The organism is Bradyrhizobium sp. CCH5-F6, from assembly GCF_001556045.1.
GTDB lineage: Bacteria > Pseudomonadota > Alphaproteobacteria > Rhizobiales > Xanthobacteraceae > Bradyrhizobium.
This window is the reverse complement of sequence record NZ_LSIC01000124.1, coordinates 45,242-59,070: the sequence shown is the minus strand read 5'-3', so window position 1 is coordinate 59,070 and position 13,829 is coordinate 45,242. Positions and strand designations below refer to the sequence as shown.

Below are 13,829 nucleotides of genomic sequence, written 5' to 3'. Positions count from 1 at the left end.
GCCCCACCTTCGCTAGAGAGACCGCAACCGCTCTTCGAAGCCGGGGTGCCCAAGCAGCATCCGGCATCGGAGAAATCGCCACGACGCATATTTCAGGAACTCCAGGCCCTGAATTGGCGACCGCACGTCCTGCAACAGGCTTCGGAGGGCCCAGTAGAGATCGTCCGCGGCTGCATAGAGCCGGCACCGGCTGAACGCCTTTTCGCTGAAACGGCCGTCATGCATTTCCAGAAGCGGCTTCATCTGGCTCTCGAACTGATAGAGTTCGTTCATCTGAACTCCGAGTTGATAATAAGGGTCGATATCGCCGGCCATGTCGAAGTCGACCAGCATCATGGCGCCGTCCGGACCGAGCATCACGTTGGAGGATTGCGGGTCGCCATGCGCCGGCATCAAGTCGACACCGGCCGCCGATACCGCCTCACGTATCGAGGTCATCCAGGCCAGCATCCAGTCGAGGTCGCCGGGAAAGACGGCGCTCGTGTTCGAAATCAAGGACCAAAGATGGTCGATGCCATCGAACACGGACCAGGGGCGTCCGAACTTCTCCCCGGCGGCGATCGTCTTCTGCATTGCGACGAGCCGCGCGACCGAGGCCTGCTGCATCAGATCATCGATCTTCGCCGTCCTCCAGCCGCTCCCGAGGCGCGTGAACAACACTGCCCTCTCGGCCGGTGCGCGGCCGACCGGCAGCGGCGAGAGCCCCAGTTCGTGAAACCGCTTCGCCGCGGCAAAGGCGACCTCGTCGTTCACCAACTCGGCGACCTCGTCATTCGCAAGCCGAAGGAAGAACTCCGCCTCCCGGCCGCTCGGTCCGACATCGAAACTGGTCGACTCGACCGCATGATAGGACGGCGAAGCCACAGGAAACGCGGAGACCGCATAGACGGCCTCGGTGGCGTCGATGACCGGCAGATTACCGATCGCGCGTTCGGCCCGCGCTTCCATGGCCGTTTCCGGATGACCCAGCGTTCTCATGCGGCGGCCTCGATCGCTGCGAGGCCTTCGCTCGCCAGCGCATAGAGCATGTCGGCAAGCACCTGGGTCCCGAATGCCTGGTCTTCCGCGCTCGTGAACTCGGTCGGATGATGGATCACACCGTCGCGCGAACGAACCGCAAGAACGACCGAGGGACAGACTGCGGACAGGGCCACCGCATCGTGACCGCCGATCGTATCGAGGTGGCGCGCCGTCTCGCCGAAGCTTGCCGCCGCTCGCTCGGCCAGCGATACCAGTCCTTGCGAAAATCGGCCTGCGTTGCGGCGATCGATCGACCTCACTTCGAATGAAACGCCGGCGTTCGCCGCTGCCGCTTCCATCCGCAGCTTCATCTTGCGTTCGGCTTCGGCCAGAATCTCCGGCGACCCCGAACGCAATTCGATGAACAGAACGGCCTCGGAGGGGACCGTGTTCGGCGAGTTCGGAAACACCTCGAGACGTCCGACGGAGGTGTGGAGATCGAGGCCGTGTTCGCCGGCGATCTGCCTCAAATCCGCAATAAGATAGGCAGCCCCCAGCACGGCGTCCTTACGCTGCGCCATCGGCGTCGGACCGGTGTGAGCCTGCCGTCCGAGGAAGGCGACACGATATTTGGTCGCCCCCCAATACCTGGTGAAGATTCCGAACCGCTCCCCGGCCTCGAAAAGCTCCTTGTCGCCCTCGATGTGAAGCTCGAGCAGCGCGCTCGGCCGTGCCACCTTGTCCGTGCCGGCATACCCGATCGTCGCGAGGGAGTCGCGCACGCTGACGCCGCTCCCGTCCTTGCGATCGAGAGCCCATTCGCGCTCGATCGCCCCTGCAAACAAGCTGCTGCCCAGAAGGCTCGGCTGGAAGCGCGCCCCCTCCTCGTTGGTCCAGTTCACGACCTGGAAATTGCAGACGGGCAGCTTCTTTTCCGCCTTCAGCTTTTCCGCCACGGCCAGCACCGCCTCGCACGCAGACACCACGCCGAGCGCGCCGTCGAAGCGGCCGCCGTTCGGCTGGCTGTCGAGGTGAGAACCGACCATGACGACCGGCGCGTTGGCTCCGGCCACCGAGAGGGTGCCGAACTGGTTGCCGATCACGTCCACCGATTGCGCGAAGCCATTCCTGGCGAACCAGCGGCCGAGCCAGTCGCGGGCCGCCCCGTCCTCCTTTGAAAGAGCAAGCCGCGTCATGGATCCGTCGGGCCCGCCGCCGAAGGCCGAAAGCTCATCCATCATGGCCTGAAGGCGCGATGGATCGATGGGAGCGCGGGCGGAGGAGACGTCAGGCATAGATGATGTCCACGTGGGATTTGTTGAACTGCTCGGTGAAGTCCCTGGTCAGGGCGCCACCCGTGATGACGGCATGCACGTCCTGCAGGCCGAAGGTGTGAATCGAGCCGAGACGGCCGAACTTGGAACTGTCCGCGACGATGACCGAACGCTTCGCCTGCGCACGCGCGACGCGGCGGATGATGGCTTCGTCTTCGCCGTAGTCCATGAACCCGCGTTCGGCATGAACGGCGCTGATCGCGATGATGGCGAGATCGAAGAAATGCTCCTTCATCGCCGCGGCCGTTTCGGGACCGAAAGTTGCCTGATAGTCCGGCCGCAGCCGCCCCCCGAGCACGCGGACGCTGGGCGTCGATGCGTAGTAGAAATGGGCCGCGACCGCGAGCGAGTTGCTCACGATCGTGAGATCCTTGCGTTTGTCGAGGTGCTTCAGGCACGCGAGCGCGGTCGTGCCCTCGTCGACGAAGATCTTCATGCCGTCCTTGACCAGGGCCGCCGCCGCCTCGCCGATGCGCCCCTTTTCTCTCGCGCCGACCCGCAGACGGTCGGCGAAGGGCTGGTCGCTTTCCTGGCGGTCGAGCACGGCGCCGCCATAGACGCGGCGAGCGAACCCTTCGGTCTCGAGCTCCCTGAGGTCTCGTCGGATCGATTCCTGGCTGACTTTGAGCTGATCCACCAGATCCTTCACATGGACCCGCTGATGCTGGCGCAGCAGATCCCGGATCAACTCGAGTCGCTGTTCCGTAAAGCTCATGAACGTTCCCTGCGTGTCACGGCACTTGCGGCCGCTTTCTGGCACGTGTCCGCTTTCACCACCACTTGCCTCATACCGCGGTTGGGCTCGCTTGGCCGAGGACACCGGTCGCAGTCGGCGGCAGGACGAGGTGGCAGGCAGCGAAATCCTGCCGCGAGCGGACGGTGAGGCTCGGCTGAAGCCGGCCGCATTTGTTCAGGGCCTGCGGGCAACGCGATCTGAAACTGCAGCCGTCGGGGATATCGAGCGGACTCGGCGGCTCTCCCTCCAGCAGGCACTCTTCAGGATTGTAGCGACGCTGCTCGAGCGTCGGCATGGCGCTCAACAGCGCCTTCGTATAGGGATGTCCGGGATCGAAGAACAGGCGCTCGTTGTCGGCGAGTTCGAAGACCTCGCCGAGATACATCACCGCGACCCGATTGCACGCTTTCCTGACCATTGCGAGATCGTGCGAGATGAAGATATAGGTGAGGTCGTACTCCTTCTGGAGCTTGTCGAACAGGTCGAGGAGCTTGAATTGCTCGGCCTGGTCCAACGCCGAAAGCGTTTCGTCCATGATCAGGATTTCCGGCTCGAGCACGAGGGCACGGGCGATGTTGATGCGCTGGCGCTGTCCCGCGCTCAGACCGAGCGGAAGCTCCTCATAGAGCTCGGCAGGCAGGCCCACCTCTGCCATGACCTTGAGGACGCGCTCGCGGATCGCGGCCTTGTCGCGCCTGCCATGCGTGCGCAGGGGATCCTCGAGCATCTTGCCGATCGACGTCCGCGGCGGCAGGGAGCCGAAGGGATCCTGCAGCACCATCTGGAGTTTGCTGCGAAACTCGAGCAGCGCCCTCCCCTTGAGCGTTGCGATGTCCTTGTCCGCACAGATGATCTGCCCCGAGCTCGGAAGCTCGAGCCTGCATAGCAGCCGCATCAGGGTCGACTTTCCACAGCCGGATTCGCCGACGATGGCGAAGCTGTCCCCGCGACGTATGTCGAAGGTGACGTTGCGCACGGCGCGGACCAGATTGACGCCGCCGAACCCGGTCTTCTTCCTGACCTTGTAGACCTGCGAAGCGTCGCGCAGACTGAGCACAACCTCGCGGTGGTCGTTCCGATCGGGCGCCGAGGCGGCCTCACCGCCCCAGATCTTCGGAGTCTGCCGCACGAGCTCGCGGGTGTAGGGATAGACGGGCCGCGCCACCAGATCCCCGCTCGACTGCTCCTCGACGATGCGGCCTTCGTCCATCACCAGGATGCGCGTGCAGGCTTCGCGCGCGACCGGCAACGAGGATGATACAAAAAGGACTGCCGTGTCGAAAGTCGCCGTCAACTCCCTCATCAGGCGAATGACCTGCGCCGCGACCGTGACGTCGAGCGGTTGCGTGACGTTGTCCGCCACGAGGAGCGCGGGGTTGGTCACCAGCGCGTCCACGATCAGGGCGCGCTGCATCATGCCGCCGGAGAACTGCGAGGGATAATCGTGAAACCGGCTGCGCGCCGAGGGAATGCGCACGGCCTCCAGCAGCTCGATGACACGGCTTTCGGCCGTCCGCCGCGACACCCCTGGCACGACGGCGCGCATCTTCTCGACGATCTGCGCGCCGACGGGCAGAGTGGGATCGAGCGCTCCCATGGGGTTGGCACCGACATAGGAGATCCGCTGACGCAGGAGACGCATGTCCGCGCCGCGCAACGCATAGATGTCGCGCCCCTCGAACAGCACCTCCCCGGACCGCCTGGTCAGCGGAGGCTCCATCCAGTTGACGACGGCCTTCGAGAGCACGGTCTTGCCCGAGCCGCTGGCGCCCACCACGCCCACGATCTCCCGCGGCGCCAGATTCAGCGACACACCGTCGAGGATGGTTCTTGCCGACGCCGCGCGGCCCGCCGCGACGGTGAGGTTCCTGAGCGAGAGAAGTGGCTGCGTCATGCTTCCGCTCCCCCATGGATCGTATTCCGCGCGCGTTCGAGCGAGGCGCCGATCAGGTTGATGCTGGTCAGCGTGAGTCCGAGAAACAGGCCGGGCATGGTCGCGATCCACCACGCGTTCAGGAGGTACTTGCGCCCGTCCGCGATGATGTTGCCGAACGTCGGCGTAGGCGGCTGCACGCCGAGCCCGAGAAATCCGAGCGTCGATTCGAAGATCATCATCCGTGCCACGTCCAGGACTGAGGTGAACAGCACCGGCGGAAGCAGCAAGGGAAGCAACAGGGTCAGGATGATCCGAAGGTCGGTCGAGCCGCCGATTTTCGCGGCACGAACATATTCGCGCTGGCGTTCGGTCATGACGATGCTGCGCATGATGCGCGCATAGACGGGCCAGTTGGACACCCCGAGAACCAGCACGATCGCCGGGATGGTGGGGCGCGAGACGCCCAGCACGGAAATGGCGAGGATGATCATGGGGATCGAGAGTTGCGCATCGGTCAGGCGCATGATGACCGCGTCGGTGCGCCCGCCGAAATAGCCCGCGATCGTGCCCAGTGCACACCCGATCGCCAGCATGACGATGACGGACGCAACGCCGATCAGAAGCGAGTAGCGCAAGCCGACGAGCGATCGCACCAACATGTCGCGGCCGATCTGATCGGTGCCGAGCGGATGAGCCCAGCTCCAATTGCTCCCGACAAAAACCGGCGGCAGCAGGCGGGCCTTCACGTCCATCTTCGTCGGATCAAGGCCGCTCAGTTCGGGATAGAGCGCAGTGGCGAGGGCCAGCACGACGAAGATGCCGAGACCGACGCGGAATCCTGGGGTCGAGGCCGCCTTGTCGAAGATGCGCCGGACGATCGAGCGTTGGGCCGGCTTGTGCACGAGCGGCGCGGCCGCGGCGGTTGCAACGGACATCAGTATTCGAGCCTCGGATCCATGGTGGTGGCGATGAGATCGACGACGATGTTGATCAGCACGAATATGGCACTGGTGACGATGGCAATCCCCTGGATCAACGGAAAGTCGCGCTGGAGCACGGCATTGATCGTCAATAGCCCGAGACCCGGATAGTCGAAGATGTACTCGACGATGATGACCCCGCCAAGCAGGCTCGAGAACTGGATTCCCAGCAGATTGAGTAGCGGCACCGATGCATTGCGCAGGGCATGGTTGGCGATGATGCGGCTGCGGCTGAGCCCCCGCACCTGTCCCACCGCCACATAGGGCTCGGTCATCTGGCCCGACACCGAGCTGACGAGGGTCCGTATCAGGACCGGCGACAGTTCGACCGCGAGCACGATCGCCGGAAGGATGGTGTAGGCAAATCCCTTGTAACCGATGGCAGGCAACCAACCGAGCTTGACGGAGAACAGCAGCGCCAGAACGATGCCGAGCCAGAAGTTCGGCAGCGAGATGAAGATGGAGGAGATGTAGAACGCGAGCTTGTCCGGCCATCGGCCGATCGCGAGACCACCGGCGATTCCCACCACGGCGGAGAAGACCAGTGCAAGCACCAGCGTCACTGCGGCGAGCTGAAGGGTCATGGGAAGGGCTTCGACAATGAGGCTCAGGACCTTTGCGCGTTCACCGCGCGTCGTGTCGTTGAAGGTCGCGCCTCCCGTAGCCGCGCCATTGGCGGGCCGAACGAATGATTGGCCGAGATCGCCTCGCACGACTCCCGCCATGTACCGGCCGAACTGGACGACGATCGGGTCGCGCAATCCCATGTCGGTCGCAATCTTCTCGATCAGGGCCTCCGGCGCCATTCCGCCCGCCATCAGGCGCACGGGATCCCCCGGCACGACCCTCAGCAGCGTGAAGATCAGCAGCGAGACGAGGAAGATGATCAAGACGCCCTGAGCCATTCGGCGCATCAGGAAGTTCAGGACGAACATTTTCAGGGCTCCGTAAGCAGCGCAAGCAACCGCGCACCGCAGGAATCCGGTGCGCGGCTGCGATCCATGATCAGGCGATGGGCTTGGATGCGTCCATCGATCCATCCGGATAGATGTAGAGGCCCGCAAAGTCCTTCTGCATCGCGTGAATCATCACGGACGTGAACAGCGAGAGCGCCGGCATCTTCGATGCGAGCAAGGGCATCGTCTCGGTCTGCAGGATCTTCTTGCGCTCCTCCAGCGTGGGGGCACTGCGCTCCTTGTCGAGGCTGGCGTCGATGGCCGGATCCTCGATGCCGCAGATGCGGTGCGACGACGAGTGGAAGTGCGTGCGAAGAATCAGGTCCGGCTCTGGCGAACCGGTCGACCATCCGCAGTCGACCATATGGCCCGGACCGCCGCCCGGGCGATGATACAGCCGCTCGTTCCAGGCCGCCGGCTCCAGCACCGTCAGGCTGACGTTGAAGCCCTGCTCGTTCAACATCGCGGTGATGATCTCACCGTATTCCTTGGTCTTGGGATAGAAGCCCACCGAGGTGATGTACTCCAGCGGGGGCAGCCCCTTGCCGTTCGGAAAGCCGGCTTCCGCGAGCAAGGCCTGGCACTTCTTCGGATCGAACTTCGGATAGTTCTGAAGGTCGACATAGCCGAACTTCACCGGGGAGACGAAATTCGAGGAGGCATGGCCGGCCGAACCCAGCACCTCCAGGATGAGATCGCGGTTGATGGCGTGGCACGCCGCCAGACGGATGCGCGGATCATTGAAGGGCGGCTTGGAGCAGCGGAACCAGAGGTATTTGTTCTCGACGGACACCACCCGGTTGATGTGGATGTTGGAATTGCCCTTGAGGGTGTCGACTTGCTCGGGCTCCAGCCGCTCGACGATCGAGGCCTGGCCGTTCATCAGCGAAAGCATGCGCGTCGTGCTGTCGCCGGTGAAGACGAAATTGATTCCGGCAATGGCGGGCTTGCCCTTGAAGTAGCCATCGAAGGCCTTCATCACGGTATCGTTGCCGCGCTGCTCGACGAACTTGAAGGGGCCGGTGCCGTTCAGCCTTTGCGACAGCACGCCGCCAGGACCGCCCGCGATGTCCTTTGCCGACATGATCGGCAGGAAGGCCGCAAGGAACATGAAGAGATGCGCGGGATAGCCGCCCTTCGACGTATCGACGATCACGGTGTAGTCGTCGGGGGTCTCGATCTTGAGTGTTTCGCTGGGGCCGGGATACCATTGCGCCGGACGATCGGGCTTCGATCCGTATTCGAATGTGGCCTTCACATCCTCTGCCTTGAACGGCTTGCCGTCGTGGAACACCACGCCCTCGCGCAGCTTGATTTGCAGGCGATTGGGATCGAGCAGCTTGATGTCGGTTGCGAGTTCGTAGACGACCTCGCCCGGGTTATCGAGCTTCATCGGCGTACGGGTCAGAAAGCCCATCACGAAGCCTTCGATGTTCTTCTGCGACAGCGTCGTATGGGCGGTCGGGTCCCAGTTGCCGGTGATGTTCTCGGCCGACAGGAAAGTCAGCGTCTTGCCGGCTTGGGCGCGCGCGGCCGAGATGAAGAAGTCTGGATTGATCTGGGTGTAGCCCGCAGCAACCGCGGCTGCTGCCGCACCTTTTAGAAGCTGGCGGCGGTCAAATTTCGAATGCATCGATACTCCCCTTCTTTCAGAACAGCCGGCAAATCGGTCAAAACGGTCATGCACGGGCCGTGCCAGTGCGGAATCGGCTGGTTTTTGCACCAAGATTTGTGGTTTTTGACCGGTTCTCTGGCAGAGTGCCTCTCGGGGGAGCGAGGCCTGCGCAATAATGTGCCGTCTGGCCAAGCAAGCGCGCCTATGCCGCATGCAATGCGTGATCAACGCGCTGCCTTTTCATGCCGCCGGAAGGCGGGTCTGCCGCTGGCTGAAAGACTGTCCGCCCGCGCGTGCCAGTTTGACCAGCTACGTGTTGGTCGAGTGACCTGCCGCCCTGCGCGATCAGGGGACAGGCCGCAACGAACTCGGGGGCCACGCGAAGGGCATCCTCGATGACGGGCTCACCGAGCTGAAGACGTTCTCAATGTCTATTTGTCGTATTGTTCTCACGCGCTTCCACGCGACCATCGTGGAAAGAGCACGCGGCCTCCGAAGTCGCGGGGTAGGCAAGGCTGTGCTTCGGCAGGGGTGTGGAAACCGAGCGCCCGCGTTTGGGGAGCAGCCTCATCTGGACGAGGCAGCCAGCGCCGGAATCGGCCTTCGTTGAAATTCTCGTGGATACCACCCCTTCAGTGCCCCCGGGCGAAAGGCGCCCAAGTGATTGAAGAAGGATGGTGGGCACGACAGGGATCGAACCTGTGACCCCTACCATGTCAAGGTAGTGCTCTCCCGCTGAGCTACGTGCCCTAGAGGTCATTTCATCGGTGGGTCCCTATAACGGCTCAGGGGAGCCGGCGCAAGGACGGAAGGGGGCCGATTCAGGCCGCCAGCATCTTGTTCACTTCGCTGACCAATTCGCGCAGATGCACCGGCTTGGACAGCACCTTGGCGTTCTTGGGGGCGTCCGAATCCGAGTTCAGGGCCACCGCGGCGAAGCCGGTGATGAACATGATCTTGATGTCGGGGTCGAGTTCCGAGGCGCGGCGGGCGAGCTCGATGCCGTCCATCTCCGGCATCACGATGTCGGTGAGCAGCATCTCGAACGGCTCTTCCCGCAGCCGCTGATAGGCGGCCATGCCGTTGTCATGGGACGAGACCTGAAAACCGGCGTTTTCCAGCGCCTTGACCAGGAAACGGCGCATGTCGTTGTCGTCTTCGGCGAGCAGGATTTTTGCCATGGCAGGAAACGTCGAATCCCCAGAGGATATCAGCAGAGGTCACTAAGCCCGACAGAGGGTAAATTTGGGGTGAAAATCTTTACCTTGGGCTGGCTTCGCTGCCGGCACTTGTGAACCGGAACGGGCTCCGAATCAATCGAGCGCGACCGGCAGGTCCCCGCCGCGATGCCCTCACGGTTAAGACGTGTTCCAACGTCCATCACATCTTTTCGCTTGGCAGAATGGTTGCGATTCCGGACAATGACGACACATAAGAACCGCACGAACGGCCGATCATTGGATCCGCAGCTTTGCCGGATCGTGCGGCGCCGAGGGGGCGAAGCCTGAGTAAGGGACGAAGCCTGAGAAGATGACCCGGTTTGACGGCGACATGTCGCCAGCCTTCGAGATTTTCGAGCCCGCCGAATGGCGCGCGCCTGTCATCTTCAACTCGCCCCATTCGGGCTCGACCTATCCGGACGAATTCCTGGCGGCATCGCGGATCGACCTGCCGACGCTGCGGCGGTCGGAAGACTCGTTCATGGACGAGCTGATCGGCCATCTCAGCGCGCGCGGCTTTCCGACCGTGCGGGTCAACTTTCCCCGCTCCTATGTCGACGTCAATCGCGAGCCGTATGAGCTCGACCCCCGCATGTTCAGCGGACGGCTGCCGAGCTTTGCCAATACCCGCTCGATGCGGGTCGCCGGCGGTCTCGGCACCATTCCGCGCGTGGTCGGCGACGGCCAGGAGATCTATCGCGACCGCATCCTGGTCGAGGATGCGCTGGGGCGGATCGAGACGCTGTACAAGCCCTATCATCGCGCGCTGCGCCGGCTGATCAACAAGGTGCACCAGAAGTTCGGCACCGTGGTGCTGGTCGACTGCCACTCGATGCCCTCGGTCGGCGTCAGCAGAGACGAGCCGCGCCGACCCGACGTCGTAATCGGCGACCGCTATGGCACGAGCTGCACGCCGCTGCTTCCCGATCGCGTCGAGGAGACCATGACGGGCCTCGGCTATTCGATCGGCCGCAACAAGCCCTATGCCGGAGGCTTCATCACCGAGCACTACGGCAATCCCGCAAGCGGCCTGCACGCGGTACAGATCGAGCTCAACCGCGCGATCTACATGGACGAGCGGCGGCGCGAGCGCAGTCCGCGCTTTGCGCAGGTGGCGTCCGATTTCGGCGTGCTCGCCGACGTGCTGGCGAGCACGATCCCCTTCGGGGATCTCGGCCCGTTCCAGGCCGCGGCCGAATAGGGCTCGCTGGTTCTCACGATTCGTCGGGAGCAATGGCGCGAGCGCGTTTTCGTTTCGCCAGCTTGCGCGCGCCGAAACGAAAGGATGAAAGCGGCCCCCAAGAAAAAAGGGCCGCTTCTGATGAAGAAGCGGCCCAAGTCTAGGGAGGAAACGCCCAAGGAGGGCAGCGGTAACGCCAAGCGCTACCGCACCGCAACAATATGCGACCGCGACGCACAAAGTGCAAGAGCTTTTGAGCCGTTTCCCATGCAATTCGCACATGGCTCAGTTGCTTCCAGAGAAACCCAGATTCAGCTTCTTTGATAAGTAAAATCAATGGGTTGATTTTCATTTGCATACGAACAAGGCAAATTCGGAACTAAGTTTTCAACTCAATGATCGATATTTGGCCAGCCGCTGACCGGGATGAGGCAGCAGGGCTCAGCATCCAAAATACCAGGGAGCAAAATCAAGACAGCGCTGCATGCGGAGGCGAATTGAGCTAGGCAGGGCGAGCTGCATCCAACCTTCGCATCGAGGATTCCCGTGACGGTGATCGACTTCTCCGCCTTCATCGGTCGGCTCGCCTCCGCCTCCGGCGAAACCATCCTGCCGTTCTTCCGCACCTCGCTGTCGATCGACGACAAGAGCAAGACCAAGGATTTCGATCCCGTGACGGAGGCCGACCGCGCCGCGGAGGCGGTGATGCGGCGGCTGATCAAGGCCAACTTCCCCCAGCACGGCATCGTCGGCGAGGAATTCGGCAACGAGCGGGAGGACTCCGATTATGTCTGGGTGCTCGACCCCATCGACGGCACCAAATCCTTCATCGGCGGCTTTCCGATCTGGGGGACGCTGATCGCGCTGCTGCACAAGGGCGCGCCGGTCTACGGCATGATGCACCAGCCCTTCATCGGCGAGCGCTTTTCCGGCGACAATGGCTCGGCCAACTATAAAGGGCCCTCCGGCGAGCGCCGGCTTCAGGTCCGCCGCTGCGCCTCGCTGTCGGAGGCCACGACCTACACGACCAGCCCGCTGCTGATGAACGAGCGCGACCGCGCCATCTTCGGCCGCATCGAACAGGGCGCGCGGCTGTCGCGCTATGGCGGCGACTGCTACTCCTATTGCATGCTGGCGGCCGGCCATGTCGACCTCGTGGTCGAGACCGAGCTGAAGCCCTACGACATCGCGGCCCTGATCCCGATCGTCACCGGCGCCGGCGGCGTCGTCACCACCTGGGAAGGCAAGCCCGCCCAGGGCGGCGGCCGTATCATCGCGGCCGGCGACGCGCGGGTTCACGAAGAGGCCTTAAGGCTTTTGAACCAGTAGCAAACGCGAGCGGGAGGCTTGTATGCCCATTTCACGTAGGCTGCTCGTTACGTTGCTGCTTCTGCTGCCGTCGGTGGCTACGGCGCAGAATTTTCCCGCAAAGCCCATCAAGCTCATCGTGCCGTTCCCGGCCGGTGGTCCCAACGACATCATCGCGCGGGTGATCGGCCAGCGCATGTCGGAACTGTCGGACCAGCCAGTGCTGATCGAGAATCGCGGCGGCCAGGGCGGCGTGCTCGGCACCGACGCGGTCGCGAAGGCCGCGCCGGGCGGTTACGCCACCGCGATCTCCTCAGCTGGCGCGCTAGCGATCGGCCCGAGCATGGAGAAGGTCGCCTACGACACGCAGTCCGACCTAACGCCGGTGACACTGGTGGCCACCGTTCGGGAAATGCTGGTGGTGGGGGCCAACGTGCCCGCCAAGGACGTCGGCGAATTGATCGCGCTGGCGAAAGCGCAGCCCGGAAAGCTCAACTTCGCGTCCTCCAGCCCCGGCAGCCTGTCGCATCTCGCCGGCGAATTGTTCAAGCTGACGGCCAAGATCGACATCGTCCACGTGCCCTATCGCGGCTCTGCGCCCGCCGTGAAAGCCCTCCTGGGCCAGCAGGTGCAAATGACCTTCCTCGACCTCCCGGCGCTGCTGCCGCAGGTCAAGGCCGGCGCTGCGGCCGATCGCGGTCAGCTCGGCGGAACGCGCGCCGACCGCGCCCGACGTGCCGACCACCGCCGAAGTGGCTGCCTGATCTTCGCATCGAAAACTGGTACGAACCGCAGCATTTTTGAACCTTCATCACCGATGGGATGAAGGAGTGGGCGAAGGTGATCAAGAACGCCGGGGTCGAGACGGCGAAGTTGCGAGCTTCTGCTGCTTCCTTGGAGGTGAGTTAAGTGGCTTCAGTTCGATGATTTCTTGCTCGGATTGGCTTTGATGACCATATCGAAAAGAACGTTGGAGGAAGTTCAGAAGGCTTTTGAGGCACAATACAAAGCCCTTCAAGCTTCGTGTAGAGCATACGACGCTGGCGAAAAGTGGGAAGCGATGAGGATCGCCACCACAGTTCATACGCTCGTTCATGATCACGGAAAGAGCTATCACTCCATACTGACGCAACTTGGGATCAGGGGATCGCTTCGGTTCCTGTCGTCTGGACGAGTCCGTGGCGATAGTGAGCTGGCTTGGAGTCCGCTTGTGAGCGCGGAAATGACCCAGGTTGGGATCAAGTGTCATCCCATGTTGGGCGAGGGCCCTCAGACCAGTCGCAACAACGTCTGGACGCACGAATATGTGCAATTTCCCACTTGGTGGGAAAAAGAGAAAATTTCTCGCGGGACCAATTTTGGACTCTCAAGAAGAGGGCTTGTCTTCGCACTTCGTAACAAAGAGGGCGGAGGCCACTTCGGTGATTTAGACGATCCCCGATATGTAGAATTGAAGGATGATAAGAGGCTTTCTCCCAATCTCCCCGAGATTGAATCTGCAATGATGCGCCAGATCGGATGGGAAATGATCATGACCTTCGAACGACGAAGCTAGAAACATCGAGAAGCAAAATTTGCCCTCTGGTGTGCGGATACGCTCCCAGTGGGGGTACTCCGCCCGGCATCGTCTCTTTGAAAAGTTCATACGCCTGCACCATCGCTCA

Annotated in this window: 12 protein-coding genes, 1 tRNA gene and 1 pseudogene; 5 read left to right on the top strand and 9 right to left on the bottom strand. The window is 62.7% G+C overall.

All coding sequences use genetic code 11. From position 1 onward, the window contains the following. Positions 1 to 12: 12 nt before the first annotated feature. The 9 genes from AX729_RS23180 to cpdR form a co-directional block, all read right to left on the bottom strand. Positions 13 to 978 (bottom strand): phosphotransferase, encoded by a 966-nt coding sequence (locus tag AX729_RS23180; protein WP_063817278.1) that lies wholly within the window; start codon positions 976 to 978, stop codon positions 13 to 15. After that, positions 975 to 2,255: a Zn-dependent hydrolase gene (locus AX729_RS23175; RefSeq protein WP_061026606.1), complete on the bottom strand. Its 1,281-nt coding sequence runs from the start codon at positions 2,253 to 2,255 to the stop codon at positions 975 to 977. Before AX729_RS23175 ends, AX729_RS23180 begins: the two co-directional genes overlap by 4 nt. Further along, a complete protein-coding gene (locus tag AX729_RS23170; RefSeq protein ID WP_061026605.1) occupies positions 2,248 to 3,009 on the bottom strand; it encodes a DeoR/GlpR family DNA-binding transcription regulator in 762 nt (253 codons plus the stop codon). Before AX729_RS23170 ends, AX729_RS23175 begins: the two co-directional genes overlap by 8 nt. 70 nt (positions 3,010 to 3,079) lie before the next feature. Further along, positions 3,080 to 4,924, bottom strand: coding sequence for an ABC transporter ATP-binding protein (locus AX729_RS23165; protein ID WP_061026604.1), 1,845 nt, complete (start codon positions 4,922 to 4,924; stop codon positions 3,080 to 3,082). Next, on the bottom strand, positions 4,921 to 5,841 hold the full coding sequence (locus AX729_RS23160; RefSeq protein ID WP_061026603.1) for an ABC transporter permease: 921 nt from the start codon (positions 5,839 to 5,841) through the stop codon (positions 4,921 to 4,923). Before AX729_RS23160 ends, AX729_RS23165 begins: the two co-directional genes overlap by 4 nt. Next, entirely contained in the window at positions 5,841 to 6,821 is a 981-nt protein-coding gene (locus AX729_RS23155; RefSeq protein WP_061026602.1) for an ABC transporter permease, read from the bottom strand. Before AX729_RS23155 ends, AX729_RS23160 begins: the two co-directional genes overlap by 1 nt. Positions 6,822 to 6,891: 70 nt before the next feature. Then, the gene (locus tag AX729_RS23150; protein WP_061026601.1) at positions 6,892 to 8,475 is read right to left on the bottom strand and encodes an ABC transporter substrate-binding protein; all 1,584 of its coding nucleotides are present in this window, start codon (positions 8,473 to 8,475) and stop codon (positions 6,892 to 6,894) included. 657 nt (positions 8,476 to 9,132) lie between these two features. Then, a tRNA-Val gene (locus tag AX729_RS23145) sits at positions 9,133 to 9,207 on the bottom strand. A gap of 71 nt (positions 9,208 to 9,278) precedes the next feature. Further along, positions 9,279 to 9,638: a cell cycle two-component system response regulator CpdR gene (cpdR, locus tag AX729_RS23140; protein ID WP_028179810.1), complete on the bottom strand. Its 360-nt coding sequence runs from the start codon at positions 9,636 to 9,638 to the stop codon at positions 9,279 to 9,281. A 349-nt stretch (positions 9,639 to 9,987) separates the two neighbouring features. Between cpdR and AX729_RS23135 the strand changes: the two genes are divergently transcribed. The 5 genes and pseudogenes from AX729_RS23135 (at position 9,988) to AX729_RS23120 (ending at position 13,720) form a co-directional block, all read left to right on the top strand. Continuing rightward, positions 9,988 to 10,878: an N-formylglutamate amidohydrolase gene (locus AX729_RS23135; RefSeq protein ID WP_061026600.1), complete on the top strand. Its 891-nt coding sequence runs from the start codon at positions 9,988 to 9,990 to the stop codon at positions 10,876 to 10,878. A gap of 84 nt (positions 10,879 to 10,962) precedes the next feature. After that, a complete protein-coding gene (locus AX729_RS39890) occupies positions 10,963 to 11,181 on the top strand; it encodes a hypothetical protein (protein WP_156457161.1) in 219 nt (72 codons plus the stop codon). Positions 11,182 to 11,403: 222 nt separating this feature from the next. Continuing rightward, entirely contained in the window at positions 11,404 to 12,186 is a 783-nt protein-coding gene (gene hisN / locus AX729_RS23130; protein WP_061026599.1) for a histidinol-phosphatase, read from the top strand. A 22-nt stretch (positions 12,187 to 12,208) separates the two neighbouring features. After that, positions 12,209 to 13,074: pseudogene (locus AX729_RS23125) on the top strand (Bug family tripartite tricarboxylate transporter substrate binding protein). Between the two features lie 40 nt (positions 13,075 to 13,114). Beyond that, complete coding sequence (locus tag AX729_RS23120; RefSeq protein WP_061026598.1) at positions 13,115 to 13,720, top strand: hypothetical protein; 606 nt, start codon at positions 13,115 to 13,117, stop codon at positions 13,718 to 13,720. Positions 13,721 to 13,829 lie beyond the last annotated feature (109 nt).